General features: G+C 72.5%; 19 protein-coding genes and 1 pseudogene. 11 read left to right on the forward strand and 9 right to left on the reverse strand.

All coding sequences use genetic code 11. The annotated features are described in order from the left end of the window. Positions 1-309 precede the first annotated feature (309 nt). Genes WMF33_RS31740 through WMF33_RS31750 form a run of 3 tightly spaced genes read left to right on the forward strand, consistent with a single transcriptional unit; the run spans position 310 to position 4,108 of the window. Entirely contained in the window at positions 310-624 is a 315-nt protein-coding gene (locus WMF33_RS31740) for a hypothetical protein (protein WP_437332130.1), read from the forward strand. Then, positions 621-1,952: a hypothetical protein gene (locus WMF33_RS31745; RefSeq protein ID WP_437332131.1), complete on the forward strand. Its 1,332-nt coding sequence runs from the start codon at positions 621-623 to the stop codon at positions 1,950-1,952. Before WMF33_RS31740 ends, WMF33_RS31745 begins: the two co-directional genes overlap by 4 nt. Further along, on the forward strand, positions 1,949-4,108 hold the full coding sequence (locus tag WMF33_RS31750) for a hypothetical protein (protein ID WP_437332132.1): 2,160 nt from the start codon (positions 1,949-1,951) through the stop codon (positions 4,106-4,108). The genes WMF33_RS31745 and WMF33_RS31750 overlap by 4 nt, the downstream gene beginning before the upstream one ends. 16 nt (positions 4,109-4,124) lie before the next feature. Here WMF33_RS31750 and WMF33_RS31755 read toward each other — a convergent pair whose 3' ends face one another. Further along, a complete protein-coding gene (locus WMF33_RS31755) occupies positions 4,125-5,444 on the reverse strand; it encodes a sigma-70 family RNA polymerase sigma factor (protein WP_437332133.1) in 1,320 nt (439 codons plus the stop codon). 669 nt (positions 5,445-6,113) lie between these two features. On the opposite strand from WMF33_RS31755, the gene WMF33_RS31760 reads away from it, so the two are divergent. The 5 genes and pseudogenes from WMF33_RS31760 (at position 6,114) to WMF33_RS31780 (ending at position 10,551) form a co-directional block, all read left to right on the forward strand. Further along, positions 6,114-6,626: a hotdog fold domain-containing protein gene (locus tag WMF33_RS31760; RefSeq protein WP_061627216.1), complete on the forward strand. Its 513-nt coding sequence runs from the start codon at positions 6,114-6,116 to the stop codon at positions 6,624-6,626. Positions 6,627-7,026: 400 nt separating this feature from the next. Beyond that, the gene (locus WMF33_RS31765) at positions 7,027-8,493 is read left to right on the forward strand and encodes a VWA domain-containing protein (RefSeq protein WP_437332134.1); all 1,467 of its coding nucleotides are present in this window, start codon (positions 7,027-7,029) and stop codon (positions 8,491-8,493) included. Between the two features lie 279 nt (positions 8,494-8,772). After that, a pseudogene (locus tag WMF33_RS31770) lies at positions 8,773-9,480 on the forward strand (family 1 glycosylhydrolase); the annotation flags it as partial. An 83-nt stretch (positions 9,481-9,563) separates the two neighbouring features. Further along, the gene (locus tag WMF33_RS31775; RefSeq protein ID WP_437332135.1) at positions 9,564-9,818 is read left to right on the forward strand and encodes a family 1 glycosylhydrolase; all 255 of its coding nucleotides are present in this window, start codon (positions 9,564-9,566) and stop codon (positions 9,816-9,818) included. Positions 9,819-9,852: 34 nt separating this feature from the next. Further along, entirely contained in the window at positions 9,853-10,551 is a 699-nt protein-coding gene (locus WMF33_RS31780) for a hypothetical protein (RefSeq protein WP_437332136.1), read from the forward strand. A gap of 259 nt (positions 10,552-10,810) precedes the next feature. Here WMF33_RS31780 and WMF33_RS31785 read toward each other — a convergent pair whose 3' ends face one another. Next, complete coding sequence (locus WMF33_RS31785) at positions 10,811-11,146, reverse strand: hypothetical protein (protein ID WP_437332137.1); 336 nt, start codon at positions 11,144-11,146, stop codon at positions 10,811-10,813. Positions 11,147-11,609: 463 nt separating this feature from the next. On the opposite strand from WMF33_RS31785, the gene WMF33_RS31790 reads away from it, so the two are divergent. Continuing rightward, on the forward strand, positions 11,610-12,659 hold the full coding sequence (locus WMF33_RS31790; RefSeq protein ID WP_437332138.1) for a right-handed parallel beta-helix repeat-containing protein: 1,050 nt from the start codon (positions 11,610-11,612) through the stop codon (positions 12,657-12,659). Positions 12,660-12,776: 117 nt separating this feature from the next. Here the strand turns inward: WMF33_RS31790 and WMF33_RS31795 are convergent, their stop codons facing one another. Next, a complete protein-coding gene (locus WMF33_RS31795) occupies positions 12,777-14,093 on the reverse strand; it encodes a DUF5690 family protein (protein WP_437332139.1) in 1,317 nt (438 codons plus the stop codon). Between the two features lie 150 nt (positions 14,094-14,243). Here WMF33_RS31795 and WMF33_RS31800 point away from each other — a divergent pair, with 150 nt between their 5' ends. Next, the gene (locus WMF33_RS31800; RefSeq protein WP_437332140.1) at positions 14,244-14,744 is read left to right on the forward strand and encodes a hypothetical protein; all 501 of its coding nucleotides are present in this window, start codon (positions 14,244-14,246) and stop codon (positions 14,742-14,744) included. Between the two features lie 49 nt (positions 14,745-14,793). On the opposite strand, the gene WMF33_RS31805 is transcribed toward WMF33_RS31800, so the two are convergent. Further along, positions 14,794-15,582, reverse strand: a complete 789-nt coding sequence (locus tag WMF33_RS31805) for a class I SAM-dependent methyltransferase (protein WP_437332141.1) — start codon at positions 15,580-15,582, stop codon at positions 14,794-14,796. 515 nt (positions 15,583-16,097) lie between these two features. Further along, entirely contained in the window at positions 16,098-17,330 is a 1,233-nt protein-coding gene (locus tag WMF33_RS31810) for a hypothetical protein (RefSeq protein WP_437332142.1), read from the reverse strand. A gap of 138 nt (positions 17,331-17,468) precedes the next feature. Here WMF33_RS31810 and WMF33_RS31815 point away from each other — a divergent pair, with 138 nt between their 5' ends. Next, positions 17,469-17,894 carry a BON domain-containing protein gene (locus tag WMF33_RS31815; protein WP_437332143.1) on the forward strand — a complete coding sequence of 142 codons (426 nt, stop codon included), beginning with the start codon at positions 17,469-17,471 and terminating at the stop codon, positions 17,892-17,894. A 102-nt stretch (positions 17,895-17,996) separates the two neighbouring features. On the opposite strand, the gene WMF33_RS31820 is transcribed toward WMF33_RS31815, so the two are convergent. The 4 genes from WMF33_RS31820 to WMF33_RS31835 form a co-directional block, all read right to left on the reverse strand. Next, the gene (locus tag WMF33_RS31820) at positions 17,997-19,334 is read right to left on the reverse strand and encodes a hypothetical protein (RefSeq protein ID WP_437332144.1); all 1,338 of its coding nucleotides are present in this window, start codon (positions 19,332-19,334) and stop codon (positions 17,997-17,999) included. Position 19,335: 1 nt separating this feature from the next. Further along, a complete protein-coding gene (locus WMF33_RS31825; protein WP_437332145.1) occupies positions 19,336-20,379 on the reverse strand; it encodes a hypothetical protein in 1,044 nt (347 codons plus the stop codon). 58 nt (positions 20,380-20,437) lie between these two features. Continuing rightward, positions 20,438-21,895: a serine/threonine-protein kinase gene (locus WMF33_RS31830; protein ID WP_437332146.1), complete on the reverse strand. Its 1,458-nt coding sequence runs from the start codon at positions 21,893-21,895 to the stop codon at positions 20,438-20,440. A 378-nt stretch (positions 21,896-22,273) separates the two neighbouring features. After that, on the reverse strand, positions 22,274-22,609 hold the full coding sequence (locus tag WMF33_RS31835) for a DUF7668 domain-containing protein (protein WP_437332147.1): 336 nt from the start codon (positions 22,607-22,609) through the stop codon (positions 22,274-22,276). Positions 22,610-23,077: the final 468 nt, after the last annotated feature.

Raw genomic sequence — 23,077 nt, forward strand, 5'->3', positions numbered from 1 at the left:
ACGCGGCGATCGTGAGCGCGAGGTCGCGCGCTCGAGGGACCTCGAGCTCGGTCGCCCTCCGCTGCGCGAAGCAGGGCCTCTGCGTGAACGCAGGCGCGCCCACGATCGCGGCGAGCGCGCTCGGCCCGCGCGCGTCCGCGCTGCGGAAGGTTCCCGCGCGCCGCGCGGAGCGGGTATGCTCGAGACAGCGCGAGGGGACGGCGCCGAGCCCCCGGGAGCGCCCGCGCCCCATCCAGCGCGGCGCGCACGCCGGGAGCCGGCGCCCCGCGCCCCGGAGCGCCGCCCCCGCCGCTCGCAGGAGAGAGCGCCATGACCAGCACCGTTGACGAGAGCGACGTGTTCCTCATCCCGCTGCCCGGCAAGCGCGTGGCGCGCGTCCCCGTCGCGGTCCTGGAGCGCTACGTCGATGCGGGGACGCGCGTCGCGCACGACCCCACCGAGCCGGAGGACGACGTGACCGCCCACGGGATGTCCGTCGATCCCGCGACGGGCGCGAGCGTCTGGCACACCGAATGGGAGCTCGGCCCCTGCGACTACACGGACGAGAGCGGATTCCCGCAGAGCGCCTACGCCTGGCACCGCCACCCGCTCGGGACCGAGTACACCGAGATCTACCAGAAGTGATCGCCCCCCGACCGGCCGCGCCCCGCTCCTTCCCGCGCGCGCCTCGCTCCTCCCCGCGCCGCGCCCGCCGCCCGCGCCGGCCGCGAGCGCCGCTCCTCGCGGCCGGCGCCTTCGCGCTCGCCCTCTCCGCCGCCTGCATCGAGCGCGGCTACCCGCTCGCCGGGAGCGGGCAGGTCGAGCTCCGCGCCGACGTCGCCGGGCCGCTGTTCGCGGCCGACACGCTCGACGCGGCCGGCCGGCCGGTGCTGCCCCGCCAGAGCCCGTGGCGCACCGAGGTCTCGCTCAAGCTCACCGAGGCCAACGAGCCGGCGTACGGCGCCTACGTCGAGGTCCGCGTGGCCCCGAGCGAGGCGCTCGCGCTGCGCCCGGCGGGCGGCGCCGAGGACGACGGGGCCTCGTGCGGCGTGAAGGACGGCGCGTTCCGCTGCACCGCCGGCACGCAGGGCTACGCCCGCTTCACCGCCGCCTCCGAGGGCGACTGGTCCGGCGAGGCGCGCCTCGTCGTCGCCTGGGCCGACCGCACCGAGGAGCTCCCGATCACGGTGCTCCCCGCAGGCTTGCCCGAGGACGCCACCAACTTCGCGCTCATCGCCGGGGGCCTCGGGGACAGCGACCGGGTGCTCGCGACGTACGTGCCCCTCACGTGCACGATCGGGCCCCTGCCGGACGACCTCGGCGCCACCTGGCGGCCAGGCGCGATCCGGTCGCGCGAGGCGCGCGTCCGCGCGTCGCCCCCCCAGAACGCGCCGGGCGTGGTGGAGCACGCCCCCGTGATCATCGAGTCGCTGCACAGCGAGGCCGCCCTCTCGCTCGACCCCCAGTGCCGCGAGCGGACCACGCGCCTGCGCGTGCTGCTGGGCGCGACCGGGGAGAGCCCGCCGTTCACCCTGTGCTTCAGCGACCTCGGCGGCGAGGTGACGCTCGCCGTGAGCTCCGGGCAGAAGGCGCTCGAGCCGAGCCCCTCCCTCACCGTCGACCCCGAGCCGCGCCTGCTCCGCGTGCGCGCCCTCCGGAGCGCCGTGACCGCGGGGACCCCGGGCGATCTCTTCGAGGTGAGCGCCTACAACGCCGAGCGCGTGCGCATCGCCGTCCCCGTCGACCTCACCGTCGGCGACGACCAGGTGATCGCGCTCGGCGAGGCGTCCGTGACCCTGCGCGGCGAGGACAGCGAGGCGACGATCATCCAGGGCGTCGCCGTGGGGCCGGGGACGACGGCGCTCCGGGTGACGCCCCGCCTGCTCGCGAGCCCGGAGTGCTCGTCCGAGCCGATCACCGTGGTCGCGCCCGAGCCGAAGCCCGAGCCGGGAGACGAGGAGGGCTCGCCGTGAGCGCGCGCAGGCCCGCGATGCTCCTGTCGGCCGTCGCGCTCGCGCTCGCGCTTTCGGCGCCCGCCGCCGCGCCCGCGCAGGACGAGCCCGAGACGGACGCCGGCGAGGCCGACGACGGCGCGCCCGCGGGGGGGCCGGCCTCGGCGCGGAGCGCTGCGCCGCCCATGGCCGTCCCCGCCGACTTCGGCGGCAGCCTCCAGGTGGTCCGCGCCCCGGCGGGCGCGGTCGGCGCCGCGACCTCGTCGGCGGGCGGGCCGGAGATCTTCCCGGACGCGCGCCGCGTCTGGATGACCGTCCGCGACACCGATCCGGTCCCGATCGAGGCCGCGCGCCGCGGCGGCCGCTGGCTGTGCAGCGGCGGCGGCTGCGCGGCGCAGACCGGCGACCCCGGGCAGAGCCCCGTCGGCGACCAGATCCTGCGCTCGATCAAGCTCCAGACCCCGACGCTGCCCCTCCCGCTCACGGTCTGGGGGCGGCTCAGCGAGGACGGCCAGCGCCTGCTCGACTTCGATCCGGTGCTCCTCGGCCGCCGCTCGTACCGGCACGTCTGCGCCTACCGGCCGGTCGCCGAGCCCGCGAGGTCCCCCTCTGGCGCGCCGGCCGCGCCGCCGCCCGAGCGCGTCGACGCGTGCCGCGACGGCCGGCCCGAGCCGCCGCCGGCCGACGCGGGCGAGCTCACGCTGGGCATGCAGTGGCCGAAGCAGTCGGAGATGGCCGACTTCCACTACCTCGCCATCGTCGACAGCTGCGGCAACGCCCGGGTGCAGCCGTTCCAGCGCACGTTCACGGTGCCGGTCCTCGAGGTCGCCTCCGGCGCCTGCGGGCGCCCCGACGGCAAGGTGCTCCGCGTGTTCCCGGGCGGCGGCTGGCTCCGCGTCACCGCCTTCAACCTGCACGCGCCCGCGGCGGGCAACGTGGTCAACGCGACGTACCGGGTCACGATCCCGCCCCTCGAGAACCTCGTCGAGTCGAACCCCGCGCGGCTGCTCTTCCCCGATCCGCTCGCCGACGACCTGAAGGTCGACTGCGGCCCCACGCCGATCGCGCCCCCCCGCGCCGAACCCGGGAGCGCCCCGCCGCCGGGGAGCCCCCGCCCGCCCGGGCCCCGCCCGCCCGCCGCCGCCCCGCCGGCGCCGCAAACGGGCCCGCCGGCGCCGCAAGCCGCGGCGCAGGCCCCCTCCCCGGCGCCGCCGCGCGCCGCCCTGCCGCGGCGGGCGCCCGCCGTGGATCCGTCGCGCCCCGGGCCGCAGCCGCTCGCGCACGGCGCGGTCGTCATCTCGCCGGCGCCGCTCCGGCTGGGCAACTGCCGGATCCGGCTGACCGGCCAGACCAAGCACCGGCTCGTCGCGCCGCTCGCGCTGCACGTCTCGCTGACCCGCACCGACCAGATGCGGGGCGGCGCGCCGATCGAGCTCCTCCAGGACGGCACGTGGATCGTTACGCCGAGCAGCGCGGAGTTCCCGCTCCCGCCGCTCGCCGACGATTTCGACGGGGACGCGCGGCTCCGGCTGACCGTCTACAGCGATCCGCTGAGCCCGCAGGGCAAGGTCGTGCTCCTCTCCGACGCCGGCCGCGTCGCGAGCTCGCTCCGCTCGAACGAGCCCGGCGATCCGGAGCGCGCCCGGCGGCTCGTGGGCTCGGTGGCGATCCACTCGGTCCCGCTGTGCGGCGAGGACAACTTCGAGACGCTCGAGGCGGCGGGGAGCTGCTTCCGCGCCTACCTGACCGTCCCGGCGATGCTCGCGACCCTCCAGGTCACCCGCGCGCCGTGGGTCGAGAAGCCCCTCGTCACGCGGAGCGTGCTCAGCGCGGTCGGCGTGGCGCTCGCGATCGACCGGTACGATCCGGTGGAGCGCCGGGCCTTCCCGGTCGCGGCGCAGGTCGGCGGCTTCGTGCAGACGCTCGGCGAGGGGCGGGTCGGGCTGCTCGGCTACGTGGGCGTCGCGCCGACGGTCCCGATCCTCGGCTCGGGGGGCAACACCACGTCGTTCGGCTTCCTGGCGGGGCTCGGGCTGGAGTACATCACGAACGAGGCCGGGCCCGACGAAGGGCTCAAGCCGGCCGCGTTCCTCTCCGCGGTCGTGCAGGTGGGCCAGGCCGCCCCGCAGGTCTCCACGAGCGGCCGCGCGAGCTTCGGCACGTACGCGGGCGAGTGAGCCGCCGGGGCGCCGCTCACGGATCGGGCATGGAGTCGTCCAGCTCGTCGAGCAGGCGCCGATCGATCGCGGGATCGAGCCGGGCCTCGTCGAGCAGGGCGCGCGCCTCCGGGAAGCGCCTCGCGAGCACGAGCGCCCGGAGCCAGAGCACCTTCCGCTCCACCGCGAAGGCGCTCTGCGGCACCTCGCGCTCGTAGCGCTCGAGCGTCGCGATCGCCCGGTCTGGCTCGCGCCGCCGCACCGCCGCGCTGCACGCCTCGAAGAGGTCGATGTCCCGGCTGCTGCCGGGCACCCCGATCTCGAGCGCCGGCGCTTCGGGCGCGACCGGCGCCGGCGCGCGCTCCTCCCGGTCGGGCGCTCGCCGCTCCGGGGCGCGCCTCGGCGGCGGCGCCACGGGCTCCGAGCCTGGCGGCGAAAGCGCCGAGGGCGGCGCCGGCTCCGGGGGCGGCGGCGCCGGCTCCGCGGGCGGCGGCGGGGCCACGGCGGTGATGATCGCCGGCGCGGCGTGCCTCACCGTCGGCGGTGGCGGCGGGTCCTCGGTCCGGAGCGCCAGCCAGAGCGCCCCCGCGGCCGCGATGGCCGCGATGGGCGCGGCGACCGCGGTCCCCGCGCCCACGGTCGGCACCAGCTGCTGGACGAGGCTCACCACCCCCTTGAGCCAGGCCGCGGCGTCGTTCAGCGCCTTGCCGACGCCGGCGGCGGCCTTCTCGACGTTGCCCTCCTTGAGCGCCCGCGCCGACTCGTGGACGCCGCGGAGGATCGACAGCCGCACGTCGTCGGGCATGCGCGGCGCGAGCCTGGCGGTGGCGAAGAGCGCCGCCAGATCCAGGGGCAGCACGAAGCGCGGGCCCTCTTTCTTCCGATCCTCGCGCCGGCGCTTCGCCACGACGTCGTGGAACATGGCCAGGGCGCGCGCGCGCCACTTGTACGCCGTGGACAGCGGGATGCCGCGCTGCTGCGCGAGATCCGCCATCGGGATGCCGTCGAGGTCGTGCGCGACCAGGATCGAGTGCGCGTCCACGTCGAGGTGGTGCAGGAGCTCGAGCACCATGAGGCGCTCCTGGTCCGAGATCATCAGCTCGTCCGGGGTCTTGGACTGGTCGACGAGGGTCGGGAACTCCTCCTCGGGCACCAGCTCCTCGTAGCGGTGCTGGGCCCGCTCCCGGTAGTGCGCGGCGGTGTGCACCGCGATGCGGTTCAGCCAGCGCTCCGGACGGGAGATCTCGGGCTTGTAGTTGTCGAAGCTCAGGTACGCGGAGAGCAGGACGTCCTGCGCGAGATCTCCGCGGTCGCGCAGAGGAACGCCCAGGCGCGTCAGCCAGCGCCAGATGAGCATGAATGTCTTTTCGCGAAAGAGCAGCTCGAAGGCCCGCTCTTTTTCGGGTGGACCACCTTGGCCCGGGCGGCGAGGTCGCGTCATACACAACAAAAATTCCGGGCGCAGATGAGCGCTTGCCGTGCGCCGCAGCCCGCGAGCGGCGGGCGCACGGGCCTGTCGGCCGCTCCCCGGCGCATGGGGAGCTCAAGACCGCGCGAAATCCTCGCGTCGGCGGCGCGCCGAGGCGCCCGTGGCCCATCCGAATTTTGAATATATTTTTACCGGAGAATTCTCCTGGAGAATTGCACCCTCCTGCCCGATTCGGCGGTCTGAAGGAGGCCTTTGGGACGTGAGCGTCCACCCGCGAGAGCCACCGGATCGCCTTGTGACCGCCGTCCGGAGCGGGGCGCGGCGGACGGCCGCGGCCGCGCGTCCGCTCGCTCGAGCGCGGCACTTCTCACCATGCTCGCGACGGCCTCGCCGCGGCGCGGGGCTGCTCGGCGTGATTACGGGGCGTCTGCGCCGTTCGTGGCGCCGAATGCGCCGCTCTCGTGGCCCCTCGACGCGGCTCGCGGCGTGTCGGACGGGCTGTCGCCTCGCTGTGCGGCGGGAGCGCGGGGGAGCAACATTCCGGGTGCGTGCGCGGGCGACTTGAGGCACGCTGCCGCTGCCACGCGGGTCCAGCGCATGAACCTCTCCGACTTCTCTCTCGCATCCATCGCGGCGACCTCGCGCCGCAACACCATCCGCGACCTCTGGGACAAGCTGCACCTCCTGCCCGGGGGCAAGCGCGTGTTCAGCCGGCTCATCGGCGCGATGGCGCCGTACACCGGGACGATCCGGGCCCACGTCGAGGTCCTCGAGCGCGGCCGCGCCGAGGTGTGGATGCGCGACGTGCCCGGGCTGCGCAACCACCTCCGCTCGGTGCACGCCGTCGCGCTCGTCAACCTCGCCGAGCTCACCGCGAACACGGCGCTGGCCTACGCGCTGCCCGACGACGCCCGGTTCATCGTCGCGGGCCTCTCGATCGAGTACCTGAAGAAAGCGCGCGGCACGATCCGCGCCGTCTGCGAGTGCCCTGTCCCGGACACGAGCGAACGCAGGGAGTACCCGATCCCCGTGAGCCTGCTCGACGCGACGGGGGCCGAGGTCGCCCGCGCCGTCCTCCGCAGCCTCGTGGGCCCGAAGAAGCAGCCCTGAGCCGGAAGCAGCCCTGAGCCGGAAGCAGCCCTGAGCCGGAAGCAGCCCTGAGCCGGAAGCAGCCCTGAGCCGGAAGCAGCCCTGAGCCGGAAGCAGCCCTGAGCCAGCAGAATCCCTGAGCCGGCGGCATCGAAGCGCTCCAGAGCACTCCTGTGCTCCGGAGCAGCCCCGATTCGGGCGCTCGCCTCTGCGCCAGAGCACCCCCGGTGTTCCAAAGCACGCTGGCCTCGAGCCCTCCTGTGCTCCAGATCCCTCCTGCGCGCTGAACCACCCCTGAAGTGCGGGGTTCCACGCACCTCGCCGGAAGACCTCTCACCCCGCACCACATTGGGCCAGATTCCAGACGAGCGTCGGATCGATGCGCTCGACAAGGACCGGTCAGGGTGTTTGGATTCTGCTCATGGAGAACCGCTCAACGATGGTGGCGCTCGCCGCGACAGGGATCTGCGTGATCTTCGCGGCGTGCGGTGGGGCCGATGGCGGCTCGGTCTCCGGCGGCGGGACCGGCGGCGCGTCGACGGGGGCCGGCGCAGGCTCGGGGACGAGCTCGGAGAACGGCTCGGGCGCGAGCTCGTCGACCGGTTACGGCGACGAGCCGGGAGGGATCAACGCCGCGAGCAGCAGCGGCGCGGGCGAGGGCGCCGGCGGCGACGCCTCGTGCGCGGGCGAGACGAGCACCGCGGAGCTCGTGCCGCTCGACCTCTACATCATGCTCGACGCGTCGGGGTCGATGGACGAACAGCTCAGCCGGGGCATCACCAAGTGGGACGCCGTGACCGACGCGCTCGAGGCCTTCTTCACCGACGAGCAGTCGGTGGGGCTCGGCGTCGGGCTCCAGTACTTCCCGCAGCCGGACGACGACGTGCCCCTGAGCTGCACCAGCAACGAGGAGTGCGGCGACAACGGGCCGTGCGCGCTCCGGGTCTGTCACGACTCGTTCTCCACGACGGTCACGGTCTGCGTCACCGACGCGGACTGCGGCGCGGGCGACACGTGCGTGGACCTCGGGGTCTGCTCCCGGAGAAACCGGCTCTGCGCCGACGTGGGCGAGAGCTGTGAGGGCAACGCGGGCACGTGCATGAAGGTGACCCGGAGCAACTGCGCGAACCCGGACTCGTGCGTCGTCGAGGACTACGCGACGCCCGCCGTGCCGATCACGCCGCTCGACGCCGCGTCGGCCGAGGTGCTCATCCGGTCGATCGACCGGAAGACGCCCGACGGGGGCACGCCCACCGCGGGCGCCCTGTCCGGCGCGCTCGCGCAGGCCCGCGCCCACGCCGAGCAGAACCCGACCCACCGGGTCGTCGCCGTGCTCGCCACCGACGGCATGCCCACCGAGTGCAGCCCGAAGGACGCCGACGGCCTCGCGGAGCTCGCGGCCGGCGCGGTGAACGGCTCGCCGAGCATCTCCACCTTCGTGATCGGCGTCTTCGACGGCAACGACGACGGCGCCCAGGCCACGCTGGACCGCATCGCCGTCGGCGGCGGGACCGAGTCGGCCTTCTTCATCGACACGAGCTCGGACGTGACGCAGGCCTTCCTCGACGCGCTCACCGAGATCCGCGGCAAGAGCCTCGCGTGCGAGTACCAGGTCCCGGCGCCGTCCTCCGGGCAGACGCTCGACTACGACACGCTCAACGTCCAGCACACGCCGACGGACGGCGGCGCCGCGACGACCATCTTCTACGTGGCCGACGAGGCGCGCTGCGACGCGGCCGCCGGCGGCTGGTACTACGACGTCGACCCCGCGACCGGCGGCACGCCGACGAAGATCGTGATGTGCCCCGCGACCTGCACCCGGTTCCAGGCGGGCGGGCAGGTCCAGCTCAACGTCGGCTGCAAGACCGAGATCCCGCCGGTCAACTGAGCCCCGTCCTCGCCATGCACGCCCGCGGCACGCGAGCCCACGACGCCCGCCGCGCCCGCGGGCTCCCTGCCCTCGCCGCGCTGGCGCTCGCCGCCGCGGCTACCCGACATCGCGTACGCCGGCCCCGGGCCGCTCGCCGGCGCGTCCGGCGCGGGCGGCTTCCGCCTGGGCGCCGCCAGCGCCGCGACCCAGCGGCGCACCGACTGCGCGGGCGGGCCGGGCGACGACAACCTCTGCGGCCTCGGGCACCCCGAGGGCGGGCCGCTCGTGATCGAGGAGATGGCCGAGCACGCGGCCCTGCTCGCCGCGCGCTTCGGCGACCGGGTGGACGACTGGGGCACGCTGAACGAGCCGTTCAACTACCTGCTCGCCGCCTACGGCGTGGGCGTGTTTCCCCCGGGGAAGGCGGCCCTGCTCGGCGACCTGCTCGGCGAGTTCGTCCCGGTGCTGCGCGACTACCTGCTCGCGCACGCGGCGGCGTACCGGGCGATCGAGGAGGCGGACGCCGTCGACGCGGACCGGGACGGCAGCGCGGCGGACGTCGGGCTGTCGCTCTCGGTCGGCGAGTGGGTCCCGGCGCGGAGCCACCGGGTGAGCGACGACCCCGAGGACGTCGCGGCGCGCGACCGCATGGCCTACGTCTACAACCACCTCGTGGTCGACACCGTCCTGAGCGGGCGGCTGGACGTCGATCTCGACGGCGCGCCCGACGTGGAGCTGCCCGGCCTGCAGGGCGCGCTCGACTGGCTCGGGGTCCAGTACTACTTCCACGCCGGCGTGACGGGCGACGGCGGCCTCGTGCCGGTGCTGAACCTCACGCCGTGCGTGAACGGGCTCGACTTCGGCGCGTGCGTGCCGCCGGTCGACAAGACGTTCTGCGTGCCGGCGATGCGGTACGAGCACCACGCGCCTGGGCTGTACGGCGCGCTCCGGGACCTCGGCGCGCGCTACCCCGGCCTGCCGCTCGTGGTCACCGAGTCGGGGATCGCGACGCGCGTGGGCGAGCGGCGGGCCGAGGTCATGTGCGGGCCCTCGAGCAGATCGAGCGCGCGCGCGGCGAGGGCGTCGACGTGCGGGGCTACTACCACTGGAGCCTCTACGACAACTTCGAGTGGGCCGAGGGGTTCGCGCCGAGGTTCGCGCTCTACACCGTGGATTACGGGTCTCACGAGCGCACGGCGACCGAGGGCGCGGAGGTCCTGGGCGAGATCGCGCGGGGGCGCGCGCTCACGGGGGCGCTGCGGGCGGCGTACGGCGGCGAGGGGGCGATGACGCCGGAGCCGGAGGCGGCAGAGGGGTTCGAGGGGTGCAGCGGGACCTGGTGACGGGTCGGCCAGGGGCGGGGCGTGAGAAGAAATGATGTTTGAAGGGCTTCCCATCCTGTCGGAGTACGTTATTTGCATCAGCACGGTAGCTCAGAAGCGTCCTTGCGGCTCGCTGGCGCTCGTCGTCTACCACCTGCTCGGGGACATGGTGAACGGTGCCGAGCACGCCCTGTGCCACTATTTCCCGCTCACGTTGACCGAGCCGTTCCTTCAGAATTCTAGCCTCGGAAGCCCTTACCAGAAGTGGGCCAGATTCACGAACGAGGACTTCAGCATGCTCGACGCGTGCGCACGTCGTGTCGTCCTCGCAGGACGGAAAGCCTATGAAGAGGCTGTCGGTCCTCTCGAACCCGATCGGAGCAGGAAGGACGCTTGGCACTGGTTTCACTCGGTATACACGCAATACGCCAGCTGCGTCGTGAGCCGCGAGGAGCCCTCGCTGACGCTCTCGACCGTCAGCCTCATGGGTTGGGTAGAGCCGGGAGCACATAGGTTCATGAACGTCGTCAATCAGCCCGATCCGCCGGCGTCAACGCCGCCGATCGTCGCCCTCACGAGGCGAGACATCTCGGACCGGACCGCGATCGCGGAGCTGCGCGAGGTCGGCCTGGGGAACCTCCGGGAGCTGCGCAGACTGAACCACCAGTTTGCGCTGTGGCTTCGCAGCAACTGCACGATCGAGGAGCTGACCGCTCCCCACAGCGGCACTCTGTCGGACACGCCCCTCGAATGACGGAGATGGCCAGGTACGCCGCCCAACAAGGGCCTGCAGCGTGACGGAGCACGCAGGCTCGCGCCGCTCGCCAGCGCACCTTGGGGCCGAGGCCCAGGGCGCTGGGCGGGCGCGCGAGGAGCGCGACGTTTAGTTAGGCAAACGAAGTGTCTCGACGGCGATCCCGTCCTCCCCCGTGACCATGGCGCCCGACCAATCCCAGCTCGCGCGAAGCGCTGCTCAGGCAGATCCGCTGACGTAATCGGCTGTCCGTCGACCGTCAGGACGCGGATGGTTCGGGCAGACCGAGTACCTCGTGAACGATGCGGGCCGCCACCTCATCCCCGAGCGCGACGGCGCGGGCCAGGGGTGCGTGGCTCGGTTCACCCGTCGCGCACGAACCGACGTGCGGCCACGACGTCATTGTCTCCGCGCGGGCGAGTTGCGTTTCTGCATTGCGAGCATGCCTGTCCAGGCTTATCCTTTCTCCGTTCTTCGACATCTCCAGAGATTCGACGGATTCCACGACGCGATCTTCGTTCAAAACAGACGCGGACGTATCCGCCTCAGTGCCCGAGACGGCTTCGACGGCCAGGTCTGCGATGTAGCGCGACACGACCTCTTCGCTGAACCGTCTGCGGCGATGGGGTCTCGGACCGTGCTGAGCGCACGTCGAGCGCGACGCCGGTAGCGCTCGGCGCGCCGCTGGACGCCGGCGTCCAGGGACGCTCATGAGAGCTCGCTCGTCCGCGTACGTTCGCCCGTGACGTTCAACCTCCTTCGCAAGGAGCCAGAAGATGAATACGAACGGCGCTCTATCCCTGTTGACCTTCGTGGCGGTCGCCCTGACCCACGGGGCGGCGGCAGCTGCGACATTTTACGTCGATGACACCGGCGACGACACCAACAACGGCTTGACCCCGAGGACGGCATGGGCGACGCTCCAAAAGGCGGTCGACACCATCCGCCCTGGCGACACCATCAAGGTATTACCGGGGGTCTACGCGGGGTGTCGTATTCGAAAGTCAGGCGCGCCCGGCCGGCCCAAGACCCTGCGGGCAGAGCCTCCCTGGGGCGCCGTGGTGAACGCTCCCGGGCCGATCAACCGGCACGGCAGCAACATCGAGGTCGAGGACTCCGACGACGTCGTCGTTCATGACTGGGTGATCGACGGCTTCGAGCTCGCGAGCGCCCCCAGATCCGGCGTCGACGTGCGCGTCACGCGCGACATCACGGTCCAGAACTGTCACGTCCACGACAGCGGGAGGACCGGCATCTTCACGGCGTTCAGCGACCACGTGGTCATCCAGCACAACGAGTCCGAGTTCAACGGCGAGCACGGCGTCTATACCAGCAACAGCGGCGACTTCCCCGTGGTCCGCGGCAACCTCCTCCACCACAACCGCTCTGCCGGCGTTCACATGAACGGCGACAGGAACTTCACGCCCGGCGATGGGCTCATCAGCTTCGCCGAGGTCGAGGGCAATATCATCTGGGAGAACGGGCTCGGCGGCGCCTCGGCGATCAACTGCGACGGGGTGAGCGACAGCGTCATCCGGTACAATGTCCTCTACGAGAACCACGCGAGCGGGATATCCCTCTTCGCGATCGACGGCAGCGAAGGCTCCAGCCGCAACAAGGTCTACAACAACACCATCGTGATGGCGGAGGGGAGCCGCTGGGTGGTCAACATCCCCGAATCGCCGGAGGGCATCTCCAACCCGAGGTGCAACACGATCGTGAACAACATCCTCTATACGCCGCGCCTCGACAGGGGGTCGATCCTGATTTATGAGGGCGGCGCGGAGGACCCTTGCTTCCACAGCGATTACAACGTGGTCGTGGATCGCTTCAGCAGGGACAACGGGGAGACGATCATCAACCTCGCGACCTGGCGACGAACGACAGGGCAAGACAGGCACTCGATCCTCGCCCCGCCGTGGGCGCTGTTCGTCGATCCTGCGAACGACGACTATCGCCTGAGAGCCGGCTCGCCGGCGATCGACCATGGGCTCTTCCTCTGGGACGCCCTGCCGGACGCTCTGGAAGGGACCCCTCCGCCCATCGGCGCGACGTACGACATCGGTGCGTACGAGGCCGACACCTCGTCCGAGCACGGTCCACGTTGACGTTGAACGGCGGCGAGCCCCGCGGCCGGCGCCGCCGCCACCGTCTCACGGACCTCCTCCTCTCGATCGGGGGGCAGGGCTCGGCTTACTGATCCTCCGGCGACCGGCGGCGGCGGCTCAGGCGTCGAGCGCCGGCCGCGCGGCCGGGACCGGGGCGCGCGTGCGCAGCCAGAAGTACCCCGCCGACGCGGCGAAGAGCGCCGCGCAGAGGAACGCGGTCGCGTAGCTGAAGCCGAGGAAGAACTCGAGCCACGAGAGCTTCGCCTGGCCAAAGCTCTTGTAGAGCAGCAGCACCACGCTGCCGAGGTAGCCGAACGCGTCGGCCGCGGTGATCAGGAACCCCGCCGTCGCCACCGAGCCCACCGCCGCGATGAGCCGGTCGAAGAGCACGCAGTTGTAGGGGACGTACCCCACGTAGAGCCCGAGCCCGACGCTGATCATCCAGCCCACGGGCCCGATGACGCCCGCCTGGTAGAGCGCCGTGCTCACCCCGGCGAGCAGCGCGCCGCCGAGCATGATGCCGTGCACCGCGAGCAGCGCCTTGCGGTTGCTCCGGATCCCCATCATCACCGCCACCGAGAGGAGCGCGCCCATGGCCACGGGGATCTCGGCCGTCGTCAGGATCGCCGGCTGGTCGGCGAAGCCCAGGGCGTCCCAGATCTCGCGGGCGAAGTTGTCCCGGAAATCGCGGTACGCGGTGAGCACGATGTAGCCGAGGACCAGCGTCGCGAGCCCGCCCGCGTTCGCCAGCACGAACGCCCGCCGCGCGGCGCGATCCATCGGCGCGCGCCGGGTCCGGTGCGCCTCGTCGGTCGCCGTGGGCGGCGGGATCTGCGCGAGCATCCACACCGAGGCGAGCAGCGGCGGGAAGAAGAGCGCGCCCGTCACCGCGGGCATCCAGACCTCCGGCACGCCCCAGCCGAGCGTGAGCTTGCCGACGGTCTTCACGAAGCCGCTGGCGACGATGAAGCTGGCGCACAGGCCGGCGCCGAGCAGGTCGCTCACGAGGCGGCCCTCGAGGAAGCCGAAGACGAGCCCCCAGACCATGCCGAGCGGCAGCCCGTTCAGCACGAGGAAGAGCGCCGCGTACGGGGCGGGGGCGAGCCCGAACAGGACGAGCGCGGCCTCGCTCACGCCGATGCACGCGAGGATCGCGAGGGCGCGCCGCTCGGGCCGCATCTCGGAGACGACCTTGATGCCGAGGAACTTCGAGGCGCAGTACCCGAGCACCTGCGCGATGATGTAGAGGCTCTTCAGATCGAGGTCCGGGAGCAGCGGCAGCGCGACCGCGCCCTTGAAGGTCCCGACCGCGAACGGCTTGCGGAAGGCGTACATGCAGAAGTAGGTCGCGAACGCGGCGAACACGGCGAAGGCCGTGAACACCGGGGCGGGCGCCCGTTCGAGCCATCTCGTCACGCTTCTCTGGGCCGTCATGGGAGCTCCGAGGAAGGCGCGAGGGTAATCGCGGGTGCGCGTCGCGCGCATGAATTTTCGGTGAGGCGCGCGGCCCGTTCCCTCCGGCCCGCGTCCGTGCGAGACATGGATCCTGCGCCGTGACCCGCGGCGCGGCCGGGAGGGCACGCCTTGGGAGATCGATCAGCGCTCGCCGCGAGGGAGATCGTGGACGACGCCGCGGCCGCGGCCCCTCTGCTCGGCCGGGACGAACGGCTGCGCGGCGCGGTCGCCCTGCTCGCGCTGGGCCTCGCCGCCGGGGGCGCGGGCGAGCTCTCGTACGACGGGCTGAAGCAGCGCTTCCGGAGCGCGATGACGCGCGACCCCCTCGACGCGCTGGCGGTGATGCTCGTCGGGTGCTCGACCCTGTTCTACCAGGCCGAGCACGGCGAGAACCCGCGGTGCGCGAGCTTCCTGGACGCGCTCCTGTTCATCTCGACGTGCGTGTCCGGCGGCTACGCCGACCGGCTCGCGCAGACCGCCGCGGGCAAGGCGATCGCCGCCTTCGCGATGACGATGGGCCCCGCGCTCGCGGCCTCCGCGCTCGGCGCGCCGCAGGGCGCGCACGACCAGGGCCGGGCGATCGTCGAGCGGCTCGACGCGATCCTCGAGGCGCTGCGCGCGCCGAGGTGAGCTCGGGCGCCGGCGGGCTCCGGGCGACCGCCGGCGGGCGTCCGGGCGCTCACCCGCCCGGCTTCGTCCCCTCGACCGCGCGGAGGACCATGACCAGGCCCTCCGCGACGTCGCGGCAGAAGTCCGCGTAATCGCGCCGCGCCTCGCCCTGCTCGGGCTCGGTGAGCGCGCCGGCCGAGATCATCGCGGGGCCGCAGCCGTCGATGACGTGGAGCCAGATGTCGAGCGCCGCCCCGAAGCCCGGGTCGCCCCGCCGGGAGCGCTCGTCCTGGTCCGTGACGCGGACGGCCTCGAGCCCGTGCGCCGCGAAGCGCCCGGCGAGGTTGTCGGCGAGCGCGTTGTCCATGCCGAGGCCCGCGCGCCACGCGAGGAACGCCGCGTAGAACCGCCGCATCGACGCAGGGGGCTCGGGATCCCAGCGCAGGCGCTCGTGGCTGTAGTCGAGCACGACGACCAGGCCGCCCGGCTTCGCCGCCCGCACCATGCGCGCGAGCGCCTCGTCGAGGCGAGGCACCCACTGGAGCGCGCGCGCCGCGGTCACCACGTCGAACCGCGCCTCGGCGTCGAACGCGAGCACGTCGCCGCACGCGAAGGACAGGCCGGGCCGGCCGGCGAAGCGCGCCGCCGCCCGCGCGAGGAGGTCCGCGTCCCGGTCCAGGCCGAGGACCTCGCCGCCCGGCTGCACGGCCTCGGCGATGCCCGCGGTGATGGAGCCCGTCCCGCAGCCGACGTCGAGCACCGACTGGCCCGGCCGGAGCAGCTCGGCCAGGCGGCGGTGATCGCCCGCGAGGGTGCGGCGATCGAGGACGTCCTTCGACGATTGATGCTGCTGGCTCATGCGCGCGGCATGGTCGAGTCCGGATGCCTGGATGTCAACGCGCCGGCAACATCGCGCCCGGTCCGGAAGGTCGCGGCGCGCGCCGGGCACGGCAGCCGGGCTCTACCGCAGGAGCGGCTCGGCACGGAATGAGCTTCAGAAGAGGCCGGGCAGCCCGAGCCTTGGCGTCGGGCACCGAGCTCGGCAGCACGTCGACGGCGCGAATCGGCGTCCGGGGCAGCTGCTCGGGGTCGTCGCCCGCGGCTTTCCATGGCCCGATCGACAGAGCCCGCGCCGCTGCGAGAGAGAGCATCCGTGGGCTCCCTAGGCATTCTCGGGAGGGGCCCTAACTCGCGATGTCGCTGTGGCACAACGTCTCGATGGGACGCTTTGCAGCTCCGACGTGAGGCACTTTGCACCTCGGCGCGTGCGCGGCGGGCGTGATCTTCCTGAAAACTTACCGAAACACCGCCCTGCCTGTTCTGGAATACCCCTTGCGATGCGGGGCCGCGCTGGGGCATCGAGGCCTCGGTTCTTCAGGTCACGCGGCAACGGACGGGCGCGCCAGAGCGGGCGGCCCGATCACGGTTGCCCCTCGTGCCCTCGAGCGTCGACTGGACCACGCAAGGGGCGAGGCGGTTTCGCTGCCGTGTCGCTCGTGTCGCAAGAAAGGCGGAGGAGTCATGCCGAATCGTCAGGGATGGATCGACGAGGAACATAACGACGGCCGGGGGCGCGACGAGGAGAGGTTTGGGCGACACCAGGGACAGCGAGGCGATGAGGGATATCGAGGCGAGCGCGGAGCCGCCGGCGATGCTAGCTACGGGCATCGTGGCAATTACGAGCAAGTCGTCCAGCGAGACGATCAGCGCCATGCCCGAGGCGGCCAGGAGGACTTCCGCGGCGGATGGGATCAGCGGGAGTTCGGCGGCCGCGGTCACGAGGGTGAGCGCGGCGAGCGCGGCTTCAGCGGCGAGCGCGGCGAGCGCGGCTGGGAGGGCCGGCAGGATCGCGGCTGGTCCCAGCGCGAAGATTTCGGAGGCCAGCGCCAGGCGTCGGGCGGCTACCGCGATGACTTCCAGCGAGGAGGTCGCGACGATCTTGGCTCCCGGGGTGGCTACGGCGGCGGCCAGGGCGGCTTCGGTGGCGGCCAGGGCGGCTTCGGCGGCGGCCAGGGCGGTTACGGCGGCCAAGGTCACTTCGGCGGCGGCCAGAGCGGCTACGGCGGCCAAGGCGGCTTCGGCGGCGGCCAAGGCGGTTACGGCGGCGGCCAGGGCGGATTCGGCGGCGGCCAGGGCAGCTTCGGTGGCGGCCAGGGCAGCTTCGGTGGCCAGGGTGGACTCGGCGGCCACGGCGGCGGCCAGAGCGGATTCGGCGGCGAGCGCGACCTCGGCGGCCGGGGCGGCTACGGCGGTCAGGGTCACGCCGGCGGTCAGGCCGGATTTGGCGGCGGCCAGGGCGGCTATGGTGGCGGCCAAGGCGGCTACGGCGGCGGCCAGGGCAGCTTTGGCGGTCAAGCCGGATTCGGCGGCGGCCAGGGCGGCTATGGCGGCCAGGGCTACCACGGCGGCGGCCAGGGTGGATTCGGTGGCCAGGGTGGATTTGGTGGCGGCCAGGGCGGCTTCGGTGGTCAGGGAGGCTTCGGCGGCGGCCAGCACGAAGGCTACGGAGCCCGCGGCGGCCTCCGGCAGTGGGCCGACGACGAGCGCGGCTGGAGCGAGCGGCGCGGCTACGAGGGCCAGGAGCCCCGCTACCGCGATCAGGGCCATTCCCCTTACCAGTCCGGCGGGCAGGGCTACCGGTCCGGCGGGCAGGGCTACCAGTCCGGCGGGCAGGGCTACCAGTCCGGCGGGCAGGGCTACCAGTCCGGCGGACAGGGCTCCGGCGGCCGGAGCTTCCTCAGCACCGTGGGCGGAGACGTCGGGGGTTCGCGCGGTCGTCCACCCAAGGGATACAAGCGCTCCGACGAGCGGATCCGGGAGGACATCTGCGACCAGATCTCCGATCACCCGGATCTCGACGCGAGCGACGTCGAGGTGAAGGTGCAGAACGGCGAGGTCGTCCTCACCGGCACCGTCCGCGAGCGCCGCTTCAAGCACCAGCTCGAGACGCTCGCGGAGCGGATCTCGGGCGTGACCGACGTGCGGAACGAGATCCGGCTGTACCGCGAGCAGCAGCAGGGCGAGGCGAAGACCGGCGGGCTGTCGTCGAGCGAGCGCTCCACGGCGGGCGCGACCGGCGCCGCCGCGGGCACGTCCGGCGGCGCGACCTCGATCGGCGCCACCTCGACGTCGGAGACGAAGAACAACGAGTCGCGCCGGAACGCCTCGTAGCTCCGCCCGCCAGGGGTCCGGCCACGGATGGCCGGACTCCTGCGCACCTCAGGTCTCGCGACCGCTTCTAGGGCGAGCGCCGCGCGCGGCGCTCGCGCTCAATCACAGCGCGCAGACAAGCCGCTGGCCGCGCACCGAGGTTGCGCCGTCGTGTTGCTCGATCCAGGCGACGAGCAGCTTGGTGCCGAGCTGCGCGACGGTCGAGCCGAGGATCTGCGCGCTGCTGCCGTCCGGGAGGGAGAAGATATGCTCCTGAGGGAGCAAGGACTCACCCGTCCGCGTGAACCAGCCCAGATTCACGGTCTTTCCAGGGTGCGGCACCAGCGTCACATACACGTTCTCGCCGTCGCTCATGGGCGGGCCCGGGGGGTTGAACTGGCTCACGTTCTGGAGCTCGAAGACGGGGGTAAAGCCGGGCGGGGGGACCTCGACGAGCGACGAGAAGTCTCTCACGACGCCGACCTCCGCCGAGACGGCGAGCCTCGGCGGAGGTACGATGTGCGCGATCAAGAGCGTGACCCCATCGCCCTCGGGCAGCGGGAACGCGCCGAAGAACGACTCCACCTCTTCGGGAGATGGGCTGAACTGGATCCGGTGCGCCACGCCGAGATCGGCGGCGGCGCCGCCCGTCCTGAAGAACGCTTCTCCGGTCGCGCCGTCGTCCAGCAGGAGGAGATGCCGGCCGCTCGTGACCGTGTAAAAGCGCACGTTGAGCGAGGCATCGGTGCGCGGGCCCTGGGCTACCAGGGTCGACGCGGTCGCGGCCGCCCCGCCGACGACGAGCGCTCGCGTCGAGCCGCCCGGCGCCTCGCAGGTCGCGGCGTAAAAGACCTCATCGCCCGCTCGCGCGAACGCCATTGACGCGGCGACGTTGGGGCTCGAGCACTCCGGGGCGAGCGCGGGGAACCGCTGGAACGTCCCCTCCGACGAGACGCCCTCGGTGGTCGTGAGGAAGACGAGCTCACCGATGTCGGACCCCACCCTGCCCAGCAGGGTCAGCTGCCCTCCCGACTCGCGGCCGGTGACGAAGGCCGCTCCGTCGGGGAGGGGGAACTCCGCCTTGGGTCCGGCAGGGTCCCGGAGCTCGCGCACCGTCCCGATCACGAGCCGGCTCGCCGTCTTGTCGATGACGGAGACGAAGGTGCGACCGGGGCCGCTCGCCAGCACGAGCGAGGAGGCGTCGATCTCATGGCCTCCGAGGTCCTCGGACGTGAGGATGTCGAACGGATCGAGGTCCCGCACGCACGTCGCCCCGGCCGGCTTGCAGACGCCGCCCTGACAGACGCCGCCCGGACAGTCGGAAGGCACGCTGCACCGTTCGCCGCCGCTCCCCTCTTGGGCCAGCTCCGCGTCGGTGCGCACGCCCGCGACGAGCTGGCAGCCGGCGACGAGCAGAGCGCCCCCGGCGATGACGAGCTTCCATGGTCGCGTCTCTCGCATCTCAAAAACTACCTTGGAACGACATCCCCGCCGTTCCCACCCCGACCGCGGGCTGAAGGCGCACCTCCAGCGCCGCCTTCGGCGCGGCCTCGCTCGAGGGCGCGGTCAGGAACACGACCAGGCCCGCGATGAGCGCCGCGCCACCCGCCGCGAACGCCACGTTGGAGATGTTGGCGGTCGTGTTGGCGGCCTGATGGAGCCTGATCCCCTCGGCGTCACAACGGGGAGGGTCGTCGTCGGTGCACCCGTGCTGGCTGCGCGCCTCGCCAACTTTCAAGAGCGTATCGACGCCGAACACGGCGCCTACCGCGATCCCGGCCAGGCTCACCCCGCCCAGCACGAGCCCCACGGTCTTCTGCGCGCTCCACGGGCTCGCCGCGGGCGGGGCGCTCGCGGCCGCACGCGGGCGCGAGGGCCGGTCCGGCGCGGGCGCAGTGGCCGCTTGTGGCGCGGGCGCGTCCTCGAGCCGAGGGACGCGCACCGTGCTCAGCGCTGCCTTCGGCGCGATGAGCACCTTCGCGCTCCATGCCTCCTTGCCAGGCGCCGCCGCCTCGATCGTATGCTCGCCCGGATCGACCGGGATCGCCGAGCCGAACAGCGCGGCATCGAGCAGCTTCGTGTTGCGCCGCACCTCGAGCCCCTCGATCCGGGCCTCCGGCGCCACCTCGATGACCAGCCTCGAGAGCTGCGGCTCGAGGAGCCCCGCCCGCCGCGCCGCTTCCTTCGAGCGCCGCGGATCGCCCGCTTTGCGCGCCATCGCCTCGGCGTCGTTGAAGGTCGCCCAGGCGCTCGCGGTCTCGCCATTGAGCTCGTAGCAGTCCGCCAGGGCGAGCAGCGTCCCGGCCATCGGATCCAGCTTCTGGCTGGCGGCGAGCTTCGAGCAGCCGGGGGCATACTTGCCCTGCTTGATGAGCGCGCGCCCCTCGCGGAAGAGCACGTCGGCGGCCGCCCGGTCCTCGGCGGTCGGGTCCGCGAGGGCGCGCGGCGCGAGCGATAACGAGAGGACCAGCGCACTGGCGGCGATGACGCTGCGCTTCACACGCATCGGGCCTGGGCCACGCACCTCCCGGAGGATATCGGCACCCCTCGCCCTTGTCCCGGTGTCAGCGCCGCTCATCGTACGAAATCGTCGGCTCGGGCTTCGGGGTGCGAGGGCCCTCGGCCGGGGGCTTCGCCCGCGGGAGGGGCTTCGTCGCCTTCCGCGTGGCCTTCGCCGTCGCCGTCGCCGTCGCCGAAGGCGAGGTGGGCTCCGCCTGCGCCGTCGCGCTCGCGCCGTGCGAGGCGATCGTGGAGGGGGGAGCCTGAGGCGCATCGGGCGCCGGCGGGGCCGCGTCCGGCGCCCCCAGGGCGGCCGCCGGCGAGCCTGTCGGGGCCGGGGGTGGCGCCCCCTCCTGCCTGCCGCCGACGAGCGCCGCGAGCGCAGCGCCCGCGAAGAGCGCGCCGGCGAAGAGGAGGAGCGCCCGGCGGCGCGGCTTCGCCCCCAGCAGCTCGTGGGACGACGAGGTGCTGCGCGGCGGGGACAGGGTGTGCGCCGTCTCCTCCACGGAATTCAGCGGGAGCGGCGCGGTCTCCTCGACGGCTCCGGCGCTGGCCGGCGGCGGAGACGGTTCGATGGGGCGCGCCCCCGGCTCGTCCTTGGATCCCGACAATGACAGCCGCTGCATGTCGAGCACGCGCGAGACCCGCTCCGGATATCCCCGCGCCCGCGCGGGCGCGTGGGGCGCGAGGGCGCCGGCGAACGCCGCCACGTCGCGCCAGCGCTGCTCGCGATCGTGCGTCAAGCACCGCTGGATCGCGGCGTCGAGCTCCGGGGGCACGTCGCTCCGGCGCTCGCGGAGCGGCGTCGGCCGGGCCGCGAGGATGCGCCCGTAGAACTCCGGCAAGCTGTCCGCGTGAAACGGCGTCTGCCCGGCGATGAGCTCGTACAAGAGGATGCCGAGCGCCCAGAGGTCGCTGCGCGGGTCGACGTCCTTCGACGAGAGCATCTGCTCGGGCGACATGTAATAGGGGGAGCCGAGCGTCTGGTCGTCATCGGTGAGGGCGAGGTCCGCGCCGCTGATCTTCGAGATGCCGAAGTCGAGGACCTTGATGCACGGCGAGCCGCTGACGTCGTGCGTGACGAAGAGGTTCGCCGGCTTCAGGTCGCGGTGCACGATCCCGGCGGCGTGGGCCTCGCCGACGGCCTCGCACGTCTGGAGGACGTACTCCACGGCGTCGTCGAGCGAGAGCGCCCCGCGCTCCCTGAGCAACGCGGCGAGATCCCGCCCTTCGAGGAACTCCATGACGATGTACGGCGCCCCGCCCTCGAGGGTGCCGACGTCGAACACGCGGGCGACGTGCTGGCTGCGCAGCCGCACCGCCGCGCGCGCCTCGCGCAGGAAGCGCGCGCGCGCGCCGGCGTCGACGTCGTGGGCCGAGCGCATGAACTTGACGGCGACGCGCTGGCCGAGCTCGACGTGGACCGCCGCGACGACGACCCCCATGCTCCCCGTGCCGAGCAGACGCTCCACGCGGTACTTGCCCGCCAGGATGTCGCCGGGCTGGACCGGGACGGTGCGCATGGCTCCCCATGTGGTCTCAGCGGCTCCGCGGGGTCAAGCGCCGCTTGATGGCCTCGCGCGCCCGCCGCCGCCCTGAAACTCGCTGGCAACCCCCGCATGCCCGGGGGAGAGGATGCCGCGGGCAGCAGGAGCGTCCCCGATGTGGGACATGGTGTACACAACGATCTCGCTCTCCTCGGCGATGGCCCTCTCCTGGGCGGACCGAGGGGCGCAGCTCTCACAGACGTTCTTCTTGTCGCTTGCGAGCTTGACCGTCTTGAGTAGGCCTGGGTGGCACATGTCGATCAGGCCAGTAGCGGAAGCGCGTGGAGCCGTCGAGCGGGTCGGTGCTCCTTCGGCGCGCACGTTGCCAAACGTACTGAAGTGCGTCGCCGAACGTCACAGGACATGAAGATCATCGACATGCAGAATCCACCTATCCGCTTGCTTAGTTGCGGTGAGCGACAGCGTAAGATCGCTGCGGCCTTCTTCCTTCGTCCACAGCGGCACATCGACGGCCACTGTGTTCGGAGCGTCGACTTGAGGGCACTCATCCACCAAATCCCACGCTCCATCAGGCAGAAGGATCATCGTTCTACCATATTGCTCTATAGCGGTGCGCAGCTCCTCGGCGGACAACCTCCCCGCACGCCCGTCCGCTGCTATTTCAGCGTAACGTCCGGCGCTGAGGTCTGCAATCAGTCGACCGATCTCATTCCTCAATTCGTTATTCATGGCGTTACCGGGTTCCTAGCGGCTACCAGGGATCCTCGTCGGCGTCGTTGGTGTGACGCCAATCGACTGGAAGTAGTCGTCTGCTTGCTCGATGAGTGCGCGCGCGTCGCCCGGGGACTGCCCTGCGCGTCTGAGCGCCTTATATCCGATGCGACGTTCCGCCCCGTAGGTCCCGCCGCCAGGCTGGCGCTGAACCTGTGTCGCAGCGTAATGTGACGTTCCGACGCGTGTAGATGGTCCGGGAAGCTCAACGGCGGGCGCTGCGCTGCGGCTGTATCCAGGCAGTTCTCGGACGGCGGCGTCCTGAATCACGTGATGTGCGTCCTTGACGCCGGCAGCCCTCAAACCTCCATAGGTGCCCACCCTCGCAGTTCCCGCCGCTGCAGACTGCTCTGCTAGCGTCCCCAGCCCTCTTCCCGCGCCGAAGACGGTGGCGGCTGCGAGGAGCACCGTCTTCGTCCCCACCGC

Origin of the sequence: Sorangium sp. So ce394 (genome assembly GCF_051474665.1) — a bacterium.
In the GTDB taxonomy this organism is placed as follows: Bacteria; Myxococcota_A; Polyangia; order Polyangiales; family Polyangiaceae; genus Sorangium; species Sorangium cellulosum_D.